Origin of the sequence: Nocardiopsis lambiniae, from assembly GCF_031845465.1 — a bacterium.
GTDB lineage: Bacteria > Actinomycetota > Actinomycetes > Streptosporangiales > Streptosporangiaceae > Nocardiopsis > Nocardiopsis lambiniae.
Window position 1 is genome coordinate 161,533 of the sequence record NZ_JAVREP010000006.1, and the last position, 14,599, is coordinate 176,131.

The 14,599-nt window shown below is 70.3% G+C and carries 15 protein-coding genes; 6 read left to right on the forward strand and 9 right to left on the reverse strand.

What is annotated here, in order from left to right; genetic code table 11:
- Window positions 1-95 precede the first annotated feature (95 nt).
- Entirely contained in the window at window positions 96-533 is a 438-nt protein-coding gene (locus tag RM479_RS11500; protein ID WP_311511700.1) for a hypothetical protein, read from the reverse strand.
- Window positions 534-710: 177 nt separating this feature from the next.
- On the opposite strand from RM479_RS11500, the gene metG reads away from it, so the two are divergent.
- Together metG and RM479_RS11510 are read left to right on the forward strand one after the other, a co-directional pair.
- On the forward strand, window positions 711-2,531 hold the full coding sequence (gene metG, locus RM479_RS11505; protein ID WP_311511701.1) for a methionine--tRNA ligase: 1,821 nt from the start codon (window positions 711-713) through the stop codon (window positions 2,529-2,531).
- 333 nt (window positions 2,532-2,864) lie between these two features.
- Window positions 2,865-3,788 carry a TatD family hydrolase gene (locus RM479_RS11510; protein ID WP_311511833.1) on the forward strand — a complete coding sequence of 308 codons (924 nt, stop codon included), beginning with the start codon at window positions 2,865-2,867 and terminating at the stop codon, window positions 3,786-3,788.
- Here RM479_RS11510 and rsgA read toward each other — a convergent pair.
- The 4 genes from rsgA to RM479_RS11530 all read right to left on the reverse strand — a co-directional run bounded on the left by rsgA (window position 3,751) and on the right by RM479_RS11530 (window position 7,748).
- The gene (gene rsgA / locus RM479_RS11515) at window positions 3,751-4,872 is read right to left on the reverse strand and encodes a ribosome small subunit-dependent GTPase A (RefSeq protein WP_311511702.1); all 1,122 of its coding nucleotides are present in this window, start codon (window positions 4,870-4,872) and stop codon (window positions 3,751-3,753) included. The genes RM479_RS11510 and rsgA overlap by 38 nt on opposite strands.
- Window positions 4,873-5,093: 221 nt before the next feature.
- Window positions 5,094-5,987 (reverse strand): MHYT domain-containing protein, encoded by an 894-nt coding sequence (locus tag RM479_RS11520; protein ID WP_311511703.1) that lies wholly within the window; start codon window positions 5,985-5,987, stop codon window positions 5,094-5,096.
- A gap of 168 nt (window positions 5,988-6,155) precedes the next feature.
- On the reverse strand, window positions 6,156-7,001 hold the full coding sequence (locus RM479_RS11525; protein ID WP_311511704.1) for an MHYT domain-containing protein: 846 nt from the start codon (window positions 6,999-7,001) through the stop codon (window positions 6,156-6,158).
- 198 nt (window positions 7,002-7,199) lie between these two features.
- Window positions 7,200-7,748, reverse strand: coding sequence for a TetR/AcrR family transcriptional regulator (locus RM479_RS11530; RefSeq protein ID WP_311511834.1), 549 nt, complete (start codon window positions 7,746-7,748; stop codon window positions 7,200-7,202).
- A 429-nt stretch (window positions 7,749-8,177) separates the two neighbouring features.
- Here RM479_RS11530 and RM479_RS11535 point away from each other — a divergent pair, with 429 nt between their 5' ends.
- The 4 genes from RM479_RS11535 to RM479_RS11550 all read left to right on the forward strand — a co-directional run bounded on the left by RM479_RS11535 (window position 8,178) and on the right by RM479_RS11550 (window position 10,531).
- Window positions 8,178-8,873 (forward strand): carbonic anhydrase, encoded by a 696-nt coding sequence (locus RM479_RS11535; protein ID WP_311511705.1) that lies wholly within the window; start codon window positions 8,178-8,180, stop codon window positions 8,871-8,873.
- Window positions 8,874-9,190: 317 nt separating this feature from the next.
- A complete protein-coding gene (locus tag RM479_RS11540) occupies window positions 9,191-9,667 on the forward strand; it encodes a hypothetical protein (protein ID WP_397221978.1) in 477 nt (158 codons plus the stop codon).
- Between the two features lie 98 nt (window positions 9,668-9,765).
- Complete coding sequence (locus RM479_RS11545) at window positions 9,766-10,137, forward strand: hypothetical protein (RefSeq protein WP_311511707.1); 372 nt, start codon at window positions 9,766-9,768, stop codon at window positions 10,135-10,137.
- 151 nt (window positions 10,138-10,288) lie between these two features.
- Complete coding sequence (locus tag RM479_RS11550) at window positions 10,289-10,531, forward strand: hypothetical protein (protein ID WP_311511708.1); 243 nt, start codon at window positions 10,289-10,291, stop codon at window positions 10,529-10,531.
- A gap of 37 nt (window positions 10,532-10,568) precedes the next feature.
- Here RM479_RS11550 and RM479_RS11555 read toward each other — a convergent pair whose 3' ends face one another.
- The 4 genes from RM479_RS11555 to RM479_RS11570 form a co-directional block, all read right to left on the reverse strand.
- Window positions 10,569-11,573 carry a sugar phosphate isomerase/epimerase family protein gene (locus tag RM479_RS11555; RefSeq protein WP_311511709.1) on the reverse strand — a complete coding sequence of 335 codons (1,005 nt, stop codon included), beginning with the start codon at window positions 11,571-11,573 and terminating at the stop codon, window positions 10,569-10,571.
- Window positions 11,574-11,675: 102 nt separating this feature from the next.
- The gene (locus tag RM479_RS11560; protein WP_311511710.1) at window positions 11,676-12,356 is read right to left on the reverse strand and encodes a hypothetical protein; all 681 of its coding nucleotides are present in this window, start codon (window positions 12,354-12,356) and stop codon (window positions 11,676-11,678) included.
- Between the two features lie 166 nt (window positions 12,357-12,522).
- Entirely contained in the window at window positions 12,523-13,380 is an 858-nt protein-coding gene (locus tag RM479_RS11565; protein WP_311511711.1) for a sugar phosphate isomerase/epimerase family protein, read from the reverse strand.
- 12 nt (window positions 13,381-13,392) lie between these two features.
- Window positions 13,393-14,598 carry a substrate-binding domain-containing protein gene (locus RM479_RS11570; protein WP_311511712.1) on the reverse strand — a complete coding sequence of 402 codons (1,206 nt, stop codon included), beginning with the start codon at window positions 14,596-14,598 and terminating at the stop codon, window positions 13,393-13,395.
- Between the last annotated feature and the right edge of the window lies 1 nt (window position 14,599).

The following is a 14,599-nucleotide window of genomic DNA, read 5'->3' on the forward strand; positions in this document are numbered from 1 at the left end:
GGGTCGGTACCTCTCACTGCGAAAAAGAACGAAGACGGTGGATCCGGACGCGCGGTGGGCACGATCGGCCGGGGGACGGCGTCCGGGAGATGGGATCAGAAGGGGGTCGCGGTGAGAGGCGGGGCCCGGGTCGGCGGCAACGTCTCCGGCGCCGCCTGCACGGGCGCCGGTTCGACGCACGGTGGGTCGGCCGGCCACCAGGGCTGGTCCCACACGACCAGGCGCAGGACGCGACCGGGCAGGGCGTCGGGCATGTCCCGCACCCCCGACCGGGGCTCGCAGGTGGTCGGTTGCGGACCGACGGTGACCCGATGGCCGTCGGCGCTCGCGTACTCCCCCTCGTCCCGGGCCGGTTCGGCGGGGCCGTCGTGGGGTGTGCTGGCCACCCCGTACGAGGGCAGTACCGGCAGGGCCGGTTCGCCGGCGGTGATCACGGGAACGGAGAACACGACGAGCAGGGCCATCCCGGCGGCCACGGTCCGGGCGTGGGCGCGGACGATACGGGTCAGTGCACGGGGAACCGTGATGACCACCGCCTAAGGTCCGGGAGCGCCGAGGGGCGTCGAGTCGCGTGCGTCACAATGCGCGTGTTCGTCCAGCAGAGCATACGGGCACCCGTGGCCCCCGGGGAATCTCCCGTCCCGGAGCGTTCGTCCACACCACCGCCGAGGGAGTGCGTGTCAGGGCCTTCGCGGCTTTAGGCTTAGGCCATGTCGTCGAATCGTCACATCCTGACCGCGGTCGCTTGGCCTTACACCAACGGACCGCGCCACATCGGTCACGTGTCCGGCTTCGGAGTCCCCTCCGACGTCTTCTCCCGCTTCCAGCGAATGTCGGGGAACCACGTGCTGATGGTCAGCGGCACGGACGAACACGGCACCCCGATCCAGGTGCTCGCCGACCAGGAGGGTGTCACCGCCCGCGAACTGGCCGACCACTACAACCGGATCATCGCCGAGGACCTGGTCGCCCTCGGTCTGTCCTACGACCTGTTCACCCGCACCACCACCGGCAACCACTACGACGTGGTGCAGAGGCTGTTCACCACGCTGTACGAGAACGGGTACGTCTTCGCCCGCACCACCAAGGGCGCGATCTCCCCGTCGACGGGGCGCACCCTGCCGGACCGCTACATCGAGGGCGTCTGCCCGATCTGCGCCTACGACGGCGCGCGCGGTGACCAGTGCGACAACTGCGGTAACCAGCTGGACCCCATCGACCTCATCTCCCCGCGCTCCAAGATCAACGGCGAGACCCCCGAGTTCGTGGACAGCGAGCACTTCATGCTCGACCTGCCGGCGTTCGCCGGCGTGCTCGGCGAGTGGCTCAAGGGCAAGGAGGGCGACTGGCGCCCCAACGTCCTGAAGTTCTCCCTGAACCTGCTGGACGACCTCCAGCCGCGCGCGGTCACCCGCGACCTGGACTGGGGCGTGCCCATCCCGCTGGACGGGTGGAGCGACAACCCCGGCAAGCGGCTGTACGTGTGGTTCGACGCCGTCATCGGCTACCTGTCGGCGTCCATCGAGTGGGCGGAGCGCACCGGCGACCCCGAGGCGTGGCGGCGCTGGTGGCAGCAGGGGGACGCGCCGGACTCGTTCTACTTCATGGGCAAGGACAACATCGTCTTCCACTCGGTGATCTGGCCGGCCATCCTGCTCGGCGTGAGCGGCAAGGGCGACCGCGCCGGCGAGCCCGGTCCGCTCGGCGTGCTCGACGTGCCGACCGAGGTGGTCTCCAGCGAGTTCCTCACCATGGAGGGGCGCAAGTTCTCCTCCTCGCGGCGTGTGGTCATCTACGTCCGCGACTTCCTGGAGCGCTACTCCGCCGACGCGCTGCGCTACTACATCATGGCCGCCGGGCCCGAGACCCAGGACACCGACTTCACCTGGGCCGAGTTCGTGCGCCGCAACAACGACGAGCTGGTCGCGGCCTGGGGCAACCTGGTCAACCGCTCCATCTCCATGGCGGCCAAGAACCTCGGCGCGATCCCCGAGGCCGGTGAGCTCACCGACGAGGACCGCCGGGTGCTCGACGCCTCCAGGACGGCGTTCGACACGGTCGGCGCGCGTCTGGAGCGGTCGCAGTTCAAGGCGGGTCTCCAGGAGGCGATGCGCACCGTCGCCGAGGCCAACAAGTACATCTCCGAGCAGGCCCCGTGGGCGCTGAAGAAGACCGACCCGGAGCGGATGGCCACCGTGCTGCACGTGGCGCTCCAGCTGGTCCACGACGCCAACACCCTGCTCACGCCGTTCCTGCCGGAGTCGGCCAACAAGGTGTACGCGATGCTGGGCGGCGAGGGCACCTGGACGGGCATGCCCCGGCTGGACACCGGCCACGACCACATCGGCGGCTCGGCGGAGAAGGTGGACTACCCGGTCATCACGGGTGACTACGCCGGCGACGCGGCCCGCTGGGAGTCGATCCCGATCGTGCCGGGCACCCCGCTGAACCGGCCCGAGCCGCTGTTCGCCAAGCTCGACCCGTCCATCGTCGACGAGGAGCTGGCCCGTCTGGAGGGCGGCGCGGAGTAGACGACCGGCCGGATGACACAGGGCCCTGGAGGACCGCTGAGGACTGCCAGGGCCTTCGTCTCGTGTGGAACGCTCACCTGTTGAGACCGAAGACTTCTATCGTCTCCCTCCCTGTGGGGTCATGCCCTGGTACTCACCGGTGGACAGTGTCAGCCGCAGGTGCTCGGTCGGTTCGTCCGAAGTGGGATCGATCAGGAGGGGATCTCCGTCACCGTCACGGGGGAACGTCTCTCGTTTCTCATGGCTGTTGCAGTGAGAGCAGGCCAGGAGGAGGAAGTGCCGGCCCACGCACCTAGAATCTGCACGATGAGTCGAGAAGGAAGGCGGGCCTCCATGGGCAAGCGGTCGGGGAAGGCCGTCGAGGCGCGCAACGCGCAGACGCCGCCTCCGGCTCCGGAGCCGTTGCGGGTCCCGGTGGCCGACGCGCACACCCACATGGACATGCAGACCCCGGAGGTCCCGGAGATCATCGCGGCGGCCGAGGCCGTCGGGGTGACCCCGCTGCTCCAGGTGGGCGTGGACCTGCCGTCGTCGCGGTGGGCGGTCGAGGTCGCCGCCGCGCACCCCGGGAAGGTGTGGGCGGCGGTCGCCCTGCACCCCAACGAGGCCCCGCGCGTCGTGCACGGCGACGGCGCGGCCGGGGTGGAGGTGGACGACACCGACTGGGCGGGCAAGACCCGGTCCGCGGGCGGCCCCGAGGCCCTGGAACGGCAACTGGCCGAGATCGACGCGCTGGCGGCCCTGCCGCAGGTGGTGGCGGTCGGCGAGACCGGCCTGGACACGTTCCGCACCGGTCCGGAGGGCACGCGGGCCCAGGAGGACTCCTTCCGGGGGCACATCGCCATCGCCAAGGCGCACGGCAAGGCCCTGATGATCCACGACCGGGAGGCGCACGAGGACGTGTTCCGCGTGCTGGCGGAGGAGGGCGCCCCGGAGACGGTGGTGTTCCACTGCTTCTCCGGCGACGCCGACATGGCCCGCCGTTGCGCGGATCTCGGGTACTTCATGAGTTTCGCGGGGAACGTGACGTTCGCCAGCGCCGATCCGCTCCGCGAGGCCGCGAAGGCGGCCCCGCCGGAGCTGATGCTGGTGGAGACGGACGCGCCGTTCCTGACGCCCAAGCCCTACCGGGGGCGGCCCAACGCCCCCTACCTCGTTCCGCACACGTTGCGGACGTTGGCCCGGGTCAAGGGGCTGGACGAGGACGTGCTCGCCGGGATCATCGCCGGCAACGCCAAGCGGGCCTTCGGGTTCTGAGGACCCGAAGGCCCGGACGGTCGGCGTTCTTCCAGTGGCGGATCCGTTCGGCGCGCAGTCGCACGTCCCCCCGGGACCGGTTCCGTTCCGCCTCGCGGCGCAGCCTGTTCCAGCGCTCCAGTCGGCGCAGGTCCAGTTCGCCCTCGTCGACGGCGGCCCGGACCGCGCATCCGGGCTCGCTCTCGTGGGCGCAGTCCCGGAAACGGCACCGTTCGGCCAGGTCGGTGACGTCGGAGAAGGTGCGATCCACGCCCTCGGTATCGCCGGGGACGTCGATGCGGCGCACGCCCGGGATGTCCAGGACGATCGCCCCGCCCGGCAGGAGGAGCAGCTGCCGGTGGGTGGTGGTGTGCCGTCCCCGCTTGTCGCCGCGCACCTCCCCGGTGTCCATGAGGTCGCCACCGGCGATCGCGTTGACGAGGCTGGACTTGCCCGCCCCCGAGGTGCCGAGCAGCACCCAGGTGGAACCCGGGCGCAGCCGCTCCGCGAGTTCCGGCAGTCCTTCACCGGTGTGCGCGCTGACCACGTGCAGGTCGACGCCGGGGGAGACGGAACGCACGAGTTCGACGACCTCGGGCAGCCGGTCCCCGGCGAGTTCGGCCTTGGTGACGGCGACGACGGGCGTGGCGCCGCCGGTCCGGACCAGGCTCAGGAACCGTTCGAGGCGACCCATGTTCGGCCCCTGGTCGGCGGCCTCGCAGATCAGCACGTGGTCGACGCCGGCGGCCAGCACCTGGTCGTGGGAGTCCTTGGCGATGCCCTGACGGACGAGTGTGCCGGAGCGTTCCAGCACGGCCTCCACCAGCCAGGCGTCGCCCGAGCGGCGCACGGCCACCCAGTCGCCGGTGCACGGTGCCAGGGTGGGATCCCGTCGGGCCGCCTTGAGGACGGCGGGGGAGTGGTCGGCGGGGACCTCCTCGGGGAGGTTCACCACCGAGCCGCCACGGCGGGCGGCCGAGACGCGTCCGGGCACCAGGAGGTGTTCGGACGCGTGGGAGACGGAGTCGAAGGCTGCCGCGACGCTCGAGTTCCAGCCCAGGGCGGTCAGCGGATGCGAGGGCGTGTCGGTGACACGGGTGTTCACGGTGTGGCTCTTTCCTCGGGGAAGGCGAGCCGGGCACCTGTGGAGAAGGTGCGCTCAGGGCTCGCGGAAGATCGGGAGATGGGGCTTTCGGGCATGGACGAACACGGGCATCGGTCGTCCTCCTCTCCGTCTCGTTCCGCGGCACGCGCACGCGGACCCACCGAAAGTACCCTCGGCGGGTCCGCGGAGGCCACCGGTTTTCCCACCGGCCCTCTGACGGGTCAGCGGCGACGGCTCCAGACGTCGTCGGACGAAGGCCGCACGACCGCCGAGGTGGAGCCCACCGGGGGGGCCGAGGCGTGGCGGGGCGCGTACCCGGCCTCCTCGGGGCGCACGACGGTCTCGGCCGGGTCGGGGGCCGCGTGTCCGGGCCGGCGGGCGTAGTCGACGCGCTCCTCCTCGACCCCCAGGAGGAGGAAGAGGCTACAGACCAGCAGGAACACGAAGAGCACGACGATCATCGGCAACAGCAGGTCGGGCACCGTGGATCCCTCGGGCGCGCCGTAGCGGGTGAAGTCGGGTGCCTCGACGTGCACGCCGGCCATCCCGGTGTAGTGCATCGAGGTGACGGCGACGCCCATGAGCAGGGAGGCGCCGATGATCGGGACGACCCCCCTGAGGCGGGATGCGAACCACAGGGCGACGGTCGCCGCGATGAGCGCGATGACGCAGGAGGCGATCACGTGGCGCGGGTCCTGGTGCAGTTCACCGTGGACGTTCATCGAGGCGACGCCGATGTAGTGCATGGCGAGGACGCCGCTCCCCAGCAGGAGGCCGCTGAACAGCAGCCAGGGGCCGGTCCGCTTGTGGAGGGTCAGGACGAGCGCACCGCCCATGACCACGATCGCGATGACACCGCTGGCGATGGTGAGCGTCGGATCGTAGCGGATCGCCGTCCCCGACAGGCGGAAACCCATCATGGCGATGAAGTGCATGGACCACACGGCCATGCCGCCGAGGGAGAGGGCGGCGAGGCCCGTCCACTGCCATCGGGCCAGACCGGTGGTCCTGCGGGCCCGGTAGGCGAACGAGAGCCCGAGGAAGGATCCGATCGCGGAGACGGTGAGGGCGATGGCGGGGGTCAGCCAGTCCTGGCCGAAGACATCGTCGAGCACGGGACTCTACTTTCCATGACCTGTGTCACATTCGGCACGGGTTATGGATGTTAGGCACGAATCGCCCCGTTGGCCAGGGGGTCTCTGAAATCCGTTCGGTCTGACGCGGTGAATTTTTTCGAAAGGGAGGAGGTTTTTCGCCTGTTGGGTCCGATGTCCGTATGGGAATCAGCGGCCCGTCGAGCGGAAGGAATCGAAACCGTGACGAGGAGAGTACTCTCCGTTCCCATTTCCCCTTTCCCCCGGGTCCTCCGAAATCCGCTCGGCCGGGGCGGAGGCCCGTCGAGGGGTGTCCTCCACGCCCAGCATCAGGAAGAGGCTGCACACGAGCAGGAAGACGAACAGGCCCACCACGAGCGGCAGCAGCAACTCCGAGGAGGTGGCCCCGTCGGGGACGGCCATCACGTGCCCGTGGTCCTCCACCGTGGCGCTCATCCCGAACATGCCGGTGTAGTGCATGCAGGAGACGGCCACGCCCATGAGCAGTGAGGCAATGGTGATGGCGGGCAGGCCGTCGACGCGTCGGGCGAACCACAGGGCCACGGTCGCCGCGGCCAGGGCGATCACCGACGCCGCGACCACGTACAGCGGGTCGTGGTGGAGTTCGCCGTTCAGGTTCATCGAGGCCATGCCCAGGTAGTGCATGGCGACGATGCCGGAACCGGCGATGGCGCCGCCGGCCAACAGCCAGGCCGTGGTGGCGCGACGGATGGTCAGGTACAGCGCCACGCCCATGACCAGCACGGCTATCACGCCGCTGGTGAGCGTCAGCCCGGTGTCGTAACGGATCGCGGTGCCGGAGACCTGGAAGCCCATCATGGCGATGAAGTGCATGGACCACACGGCGGTGCCGCCCAGACAGATCGCGCTGAGGATCAGCCACTGCCAGCGGGCGAAACGGCCCGTGGTCCTGCGCGCCCGGACGGACAGCATCAGGCCGATGAAAGAACCGATGACCGATACCGCGTAGGCGATCACCGGAGTCCACAGTCCGTCGGTGAAGTGGTCGATCATGCTGGGCCGTCCCGGTGCGACAGTGGCGGTTCTTCCTGGTGAGGAGATCATAGAAAGCGGACCCGGAAATGAAAACCGCCCCATATCACATGAAACAATGTCGGTGTGCCGGTGGTGGCGGGGGCGGTCGGTCCCATCGGACGTGTCACGGAAGGTGACCGTGACCTGCGTGTCACGTATCACTCCGCGGTGTCGCGATCACGGGGAGCGGTGTGTGCGGCGAAGACCCTGGAAGGCGATGGTGGCGAGGGCGTCGGCGATCTCCTCGGCCGCCAGTCCCCGGTCGGGCTTGTACCACTCCACGACCGAATTGACCATGCCGAACAGCAGCCGGGCGGCCACCGCGGGGTCGACGTCGTCACGGATGTCGCCGTCCACGATGCCCTCGCGGACCAGGTCGGCGATCAGGTGGTCGAACTCGCGGCGCCGCTCCAGCGCGTGCTTCTCCACCTCGGTGTTGCCGCGCACCCGCAACAACAGGGTGACGTGCGGGAGCAGTTCGACCAGTACCCGCACGCTGCCCCGCAGGACGTGGTCGAGGCGGTCCACGGCCGGACCGGTGGTCGACTCCTCCTCGCGGGTGACCGCGAACAGGGCGTCCAGCGCCAGGTCCAGGGATCGGCGCAGCAGCTCGGTCTTGCTGGAGACGTGGTGATAGATGGCGGACTTGGTCACGCCGAGCGCGCGTGCCAGGTCCTCCATGCTGGTCCCGTCGTAGCCGCGCTCGTTGAAGACACGGGCCGCCACGTGCAGGACGGAATCGGCGTCGTGTCCGGGGCGTCCGGAGCGGCGCCTTCCGGATCGCGGGGGCGCGGACTCGCCAGGGCTGGTTCGGGGCACGGTCGTCGAATCTACCTCGTGTGGCCCCCCGGTCGGGGGGTGAACACCGGATCGACGGGTGACGTGTCGTGGACGCCACACGGGGATCCGGTGACCGAACGAACGGTCGGTCGGTAGGGAGTCTACGGGGGATCGCGGCGCATCGGTAGAGGTGACGGCCCTGAAGGCGGGCTTCGACCACCTTCGGGCCCGGCGCCTGCGCCGGGTGGGGGCGGATCCGTAACGCTAAGGATCCGTTAAGTGACTGGTGCCCTTTTTTGGTGAGTAGTAGCTTTTCTTCGCTTTCTTTGGACAAAGGGCACTTTCTGTCCTCAAGCGAAGAAGAAGAGACTCCCCATGGCCATCTCACGTCGTCACGCCCTGCGTGCCTCCCTGCTCGGGAGCGCGGGGGCCGCCCTGGCCACCGCGGCCCCCGCGTCGGCCTGGGCCGAACCCGACGCACCCTTCGACGGGGGCGCGCGCCAGGCCCTGCGACTGCTCAAGGAGGGCAACCGGCGCTGGCGCCGGTTCGCCTCCCGTCACCCCAACGAGGGCCGGAACCGCCGGATCGAGGTCGCGCAGGGGCAGAACCCCTTCGCCCTCGTCCTCGGTTGCGCCGACTCCCGAGTCCCTCCGGAGCTGGTCTTCGACCGGGGTCTGGGCGACCTGTTCACCGTCCGCTCCGCCGGCGAGGTCCTCGACTCCTCGGTGCTCGGCAGCGTCACCTACGCCGTCGAACACCTGGAGGTCCCCCTCATCGTCGTCCTGGGGCACTCCTCGTGCGGCGCGGTGAGCGCCGCCGTGGACACCCACCGCACCGGTGAACTCCCGCACGGGCACGTCGGTTACCTGGTCGAACAGATCCTGGAGGTCGTCGAGGCCACACCCGACGAGGGCGGCGACTTCCTCGACGCCTGCGTACGGGCCAACGCCGTCCACGTCGCGGACCTGCTGCGCACCGACGACGAACTGCGCCCCTTCGTCGAGTCCGGCCGTCTGGACATCGTTCCGGCCCGCTACGACCTGAACGGGTACGGGGTCGACTGGCTCTGACCCGGGTCCGGAAAACCAGGGAGGTAGGTCCCTAAAAACCCACAAGATGATAAAAGTGATCGCCCATGCCATTCTGGGCGATCACTGTTTTCCAAGGTTTTTCCGTGCACATTCATCCTCAATCGTTTTCGTTGCGACATTGTCGACCTACCTCTTTCACCAGGCACTACTTCATTAATTTCTGAAAACCCTGCGAACCCGGGTGAGTCGCCTTATTCTCGTGCTGTCCGTACAAGGGCGTCACCCGTGATCGATGTGTCACGGGTCGCCCGGCCCCGTCTTCGCAAAGGACCGACGTGCGCGCCATCGACCGACAGATGAGGGACATGCTCCAGACGCCCGGGGTGCGCAGCGTCCACCTCGTCGATTGGCGGAGCGGGCACACCCTCGCCCGGACCGGTGACGACGACCGCGCGGAGGACGCCATCGCGATCCTCCGCGCCGTGCACACGGGACCCTTGTGCGCCACGCAGGAGATGGAGGACGTCGTCGTCTCCGACGCCGACCACCATGTCCTGCTCGCCGTCCTCGCCGGGTCGGACGACCTGTGCCTTCGGGCACGCGTGGCGCGGCACGAGGGCAACCTCGGCTTCGCCCTACGACGCCTGCGCCTCCTCGCCCGCACCGCGCAGGTGCCCGTGCCCCACCGCGATCGGCCGCCGGCCCGGGGCCGGGGCGTCCCCCGGCCCCGGATCGCCACCCCCGTGGACCGGAGCGTGCTGGAACGCGTCCTCACCGCCCTGCGCACCCTGTCCACGGACCACCCAGGCACCGCCCGGGCGGTGATCACGTGACCGGTGGAGCCTCCCCGCGCCGCAAGGTCCAGGGGCTGCGCCGTTGGATCGCCGATCGGGGCCGGACGCGCCGAACCACCCAAAGGAGAGAGAACGACATGCCGAACATCGAATCCGGTCTCAAGGAGATGATGGAGATCGAGGGGGCGGTCGGTGCCGCCGTCGTCGACTACAGCAGCGGGATGGCGCTGGGCACCCTCGCCTCCACCAACACGCTCGACCTCACGGTCGCGGCGGCCGGGAACACCGAGGTGGTCCGCGCCAAGATGCGCACGATGGACCAGCTCGGCCTCAACGACGCCATCGAGGACATCCTCATCACCCTGTCCGGGCAGTACCACGTCATCCGGCCGCTCACCAGCCGCAAGGGGCAGGGCCTCTTCCTCTACCTGGCACTGGACCGTGGCCGGGGCAACCTCGCCCTGGCCCGGCACCGGCTCAAGGGCATCGAGGAGACCCTGGAGGTGTGACGCCGGGACGGGGGCGCGAGCACAGGTCGCGACGAGCACCGCGGCGCCCCCGTCCCGGCCGGAAACCGGTTCCCAGGGAGCGAGGGGATGGTGGACAATTGCGGGTACCCCGCTCTCCTCCCAGCAGCCCCCTCGCCAAGGAGAACCGGCCATGTTCCGGATCGCCATCAGCAGTCTCGCCGACGACGGACCGCGCATCGTCCCGGAGCACCGGGGCACCGTGCTGTCCGTCGACGAGGCGGTCCGCGCCGTCCTCGACCGTCTGCCCGCCGTCGACCCGGCGGCGTTCACCGGCAGAGCCGTCCAGGACTCGGTCAACCGGGTCAACGACTTCCGGCGCGACGTCGTCGCCGACGGCCACCGCTACCGGGTGATCATCGCCCCGATGATGTGACGAACCGGGGCCCGTGACCGACGGGCCCGGACGGACGTCAGTCCGAACCGAACGCCGAGTCGAAGGACGCCTCCGGCGGGTCGTACGCGTGCGCTCGGACGAACTCCACCGCCTCGGCCGCCCCGACCAGCCGGTCCATCCCGGCGTCCTCCCACTCCACCGAGATCGGCCCCGTGTAGCCGATCGCGTTGAGGACCCGGAAGCAGTCCTCCCACGGCACGTCGCCGTGCCCGGTCGACACGAAGTCCCAGCCGCGCCGCGGGTCGCCCCAGGGCAGGTGGGACCCCAACCGACCGTTGCGGCCGTTGCCGGTGCGCTTGCGGGTGTCCTTGCAGTCCACGTGGTAGATGCGGTCCCGGAAGTCCCACAGGAACCCCGCCGGGTCGATGTCCTGCCACACCATGTGGCTGGGGTCCCAGTTCAGGCCGAACGCCTCCCGGCGCCCCACCGCCTCCAGCGCCGCCTCGGTGGACCAGTGGTCGTAGGCGATCTCCGAGGGGTGGACCTCGTGCGCGAACCTCACTCCCACCTCGTCGAACACGTCCAGGATCGGGTTCCAGCGGTCGGCGAAGTCCCGGTATCCGGCCTCGATGACGTCCGCGCCGACCGGCGGGAACATCGCGACGTACTTCCAGATCGCCGAACCGGTGAAGCCCACCACCGTGGACACGCCGAGCCGGGCGGCGGCCCGCGCGGTCGTCTTCATCTCCTCGGCGGCCCGCCGCCGCACCCCCTCGGGGTCACCGTCTCCCCAGACCCGGGAGGGCAGGATGTCCCGGTGCCTCCGGTCGATGGGGTCGTCGCAGACGGCCTGCCCCAGCAGGTGGTTGGAGATCGCCCAGAGCCCCAGCCCGTGCCGTTCGAGCGTGTCGAGGCGGTCGCGCACGTAGTCGTCGTCGACGGCGGCCCGGGTGACGTCGAGGTGATCGCCCCAGCAGGCGAGTTCCAGCCCGTCGTAACCCCACGCGGAGGCCAGGGAGCAGATCTCCTCGAAGGGCAGATCGGCCCACTGTCCGGTGAAGAGGGTGACCGGTCGTGTCATGGTCGGGCCTTTCGTCGGTGGATTCCGGAGCCCGCTCGGGGCGGGGGCGGGCGGTCCCGCCGCGGTGGCGGCGGGACCGGTGATGGTCGTGGTGGTCCGTCGTCAGTGGTGGTACTCGTGCTCGGTCCGGTCCCCGGCGGTGCCGTCGGGCTCCAGCGCACCCAGGCCGGGGGCCGCCGGCAGGTGGGCGTGGACGGGGCCGATCCCCGCGCCGACCGCGGCCTCGTCCAGGTGCGCGGCCGCGACGGACCAGCCCACGACCGCCTCGTTCCGCACGTCCATCGCCGTGTGCAGCAGGTCCATGCGCAGGTCCTCGTCCTCCACCAGCGCCGCCTTGGAGTAGGTGTCGGCGACCACCACCAGCAGCGACGCCGACGAGATCAGACCCGTGCGGACGGGATCCGCGTCGTCCCCGGTGCTCAGGGAGGTGACGACGTCGTGCGCGGTGGTCCGCCACCCGTGCACGGTCGCGGCGTCCACCGGTTCCAGGGACGGGTGCGAGCCGTCCGTCGGAAGCCACTCCTCCATCTCCGCGATGACCGGGGTCAGGTCCTCGCGTGCCGTCATCGCGGTCTCGGCCAGCGCGCCCACGGCGTCCGGGTCACCGGACGGCCCGCCCTCCCCGGCGGACAGGACGAGCGCTGCGATCAGTGCGCCCACGAGGACCATGGAGCCGATGGTGAGCCACCAGGTCAGGGCGGTGGTGTGCGTGGGTTCGGGGAGATCCTCCGAGGGAGGGGCCTGCTGCTCCTCGTCCAGGGGGGTCCGGTGGTCGGCGGGCATGGTGACGTCTCCTAGCGGGTGGGAGTCACCCTGCTCCCAGCGGCGCTTTCCGGCGAGCGCGGCACCGAGCGGGGTGGGGGTGTGCCGTCCGGGACACGCCGCCGGACCGGCCGCTGTGCGCACACGGCCGGGCGCGGACCGCGTCCCGCCTCCCCCCAACCTCTTCTCACCTTCCACTCGGGAGGGACCGCAGGAACGCCAGTCCGTCGACGGCGATCGCGTCCTGGGTCGCCGCGAGAGGCCGCCAGATGGAGGCCGCCGTGGCGATGGTGGCATTCTCGGCGGTGAACGATTCGATGACCAGGGGGCCTCGGTGACCGATCGTGTCCAGCGCGTCGACGATCCCGGACCAGTCCAGGTGATCGGCGCCGGGGGCGCCCCGGTCGTTGGCGCACACCTGCACGTGGGCGACCCGGTCACCGGCCCGCAGGATCGCCGCCGGGACGTCCCGCTCCTCGATGTTCATGTGGTAGACGTCCAGAGCCAGACCGCAGTGCTCGACCGGCAGGTCGGCGAGCAGCTCCAGGCCTTGGTCGACGGTGTTGAGCACGCTCGTCTCGTAACGGTTCAGCGGTTCCACGGCCAACCGCACCCCCGCCCCCGCCGCGTGCGCGACGACCGGGGCCAGTGCCTCGGTCAGCTCCGAGGCCAGGGCGGACCGCTCCGCCGGTGTCATCCGCCAGGTCCGGCCCACCGAGGCGTAGGCGGGACCGGCGGCGACGGGCGACCCGACCGTCGCCGCCATGTCCACGACCCGACGCAGGTAGTCCTGCGTCGCCCTGCGGGTGCCCGGGTCGGTCGCCACCAGCTCCCGACCCGGGCCCATGACCAGTACGACGCTGGGCGCCAGCCCCAGCCCGTCCAGCAGGTCCCGGGCGCGGCCGGGGTCCCAGTCGTCGACGTCCTCCACCGGGAGTTCGATCACGTCGAACCCCCACCCGGCCACCCGGGGGGCGATCCGGTCCAGATCCGCCCCCGTCAGCGGCGACGTCCACACCCAGGTGTTGACCCCCAACGCGCGCATGCGTCCCTCCTCCTACCGGTCGGTCCAGGCCTCGGGGAAACCGGGCAGGTCCTCGCCGCCGAACTTGGCGTAGTGCAGCGACGGCATGTCGGCGTTGCGGTCCAGGTAGTCCTGGAGCTCGTCCTGGCGGATCGGCTCCTGCGGCAGGACCCACTCGGCGGGGACCTCCTCGCCGGCCAGGATCATCGAGGCGGCCAGCACCGGGGTCCGCCACTGGAAGTTGGAGTACACCGGCGCGATCGCGGTCAGCCCCTCCTCGTCCCACGTGCGCATGAAACTCAGCTCGTCCTCACCGGAGATCACCGGGTAGGGCTGACCCGCGTCCTCGAAGGCCTCCAGGGCGGCCACGGCGCCGTCGCCGGCGTCCATCCAGATGCCGTTCACCTCGCCGCGCTGGAGGTGCTGGGAGACCAGGTCCTTGATCTTGGCGCCGTCGCCCTCGGTGAACTCGTAGCCGAGCACCTCCAGTTCGCTGCCGCCGAAGATCTCCTGGGCCGCCGCCCACCGGTGCTCCAGCACGTCCACACCCGGAAGGATGCGCAACGCCAGCACGGTCGAGCCGGGCTCCAGGTTCTCCACCAGGAACTCGGCGGCGTCGGCGCCGTAGGCGTAACCGCCGATCGGGTGGATGAAGGTCACCATGCAGTCGGAGTTGACGCCGCGGTCGAACACGATGACCGGGACACCGCTCTCGCACGCGGTCTCCACCGCCGGGGTCAGGGTGGCGGTGGTGGACGGCGAGATGATGATGGCGTCGCAGTCGCCGGAGTCGACGAACGCCTGGATGTCGGAGATCTGCTGGTTGTCGTCGTCGGCGGCGTCGGAGACCCGGAAGTCGCCGATGCGTCCCTCCTCCTGGAGCGCCTCCACCTGCTGTTCCATGGTGATGAAGCCGGTGACGCGCCACGGGTTGGACACCGAGGCGTTGGAGAAGCACACGGTGGCGTCCTCCGGTGAGTCGTGGACGAACTCCGAGGTGTCCGTCCACTCCGGTTCGATCGCCTGTGACCAGGGCTCGTCGGCCGGTCCCTCCGGCTCGATCTCGCGCTGGGCGAGCTGGGCCTCGTACTCGGCCGGGTCGAACCACTCCGCGTCGGGGGTCAGTCCGGTTCCACCGCCCTCACCTCCGGCGGCGTCGTCCGGCGCGTCCGTGGTACACGCCGAGAGCATCAGTGTCAGACCGGCGGTGCCGGCGAGCAGCATGCGGGGGATGCGCATG

What these genes read in the sequence shown, in the direction of transcription:
- RM479_RS11550 (WP_311511708.1), top strand. Translation starts at nt 10,289, where the DNA reads ATGTTCCGGATCGCCATCAGCAGTCTCGCCGACGACGGACCGCGCATC.
- RM479_RS11540 (WP_397221978.1), top strand. Translation starts at nt 9,191, where the DNA reads ATGAGGGACATGCTCCAGACGCCCGGGGTGCGCAGCGTCCACCTCGTC.
- RM479_RS11555 (WP_311511709.1), bottom strand. Translation starts at nt 11,573, where the DNA reads ATGACACGACCGGTCACCCTCTTCACCGGACAGTGGGCCGATCTGCCC.
- RM479_RS11570 (WP_311511712.1), bottom strand. Translation starts at nt 14,598, where the DNA reads ATGCGCATCCCCCGCATGCTGCTCGCCGGCACCGCCGGTCTGACACTG.
- RM479_RS11560 (WP_311511710.1), bottom strand. Translation starts at nt 12,356, where the DNA reads ATGCCCGCCGACCACCGGACCCCCCTGGACGAGGAGCAGCAGGCCCCT.
- metG (WP_311511701.1), top strand. Translation starts at nt 711, where the DNA reads ATGTCGTCGAATCGTCACATCCTGACCGCGGTCGCTTGGCCTTACACC.
- RM479_RS11510 (WP_311511833.1), top strand. Translation starts at nt 2,865, where the DNA reads ATGGGCAAGCGGTCGGGGAAGGCCGTCGAGGCGCGCAACGCGCAGACG.
- RM479_RS11535 (WP_311511705.1), top strand. Translation starts at nt 8,178, where the DNA reads ATGGCCATCTCACGTCGTCACGCCCTGCGTGCCTCCCTGCTCGGGAGC.
- RM479_RS11565 (WP_311511711.1), bottom strand. Translation starts at nt 13,380, where the DNA reads ATGCGCGCGTTGGGGGTCAACACCTGGGTGTGGACGTCGCCGCTGACG.
- RM479_RS11545 (WP_311511707.1), top strand. Translation starts at nt 9,766, where the DNA reads ATGCCGAACATCGAATCCGGTCTCAAGGAGATGATGGAGATCGAGGGG.
- RM479_RS11525 (WP_311511704.1), bottom strand. Translation starts at nt 7,001, where the DNA reads ATGATCGACCACTTCACCGACGGACTGTGGACTCCGGTGATCGCCTAC.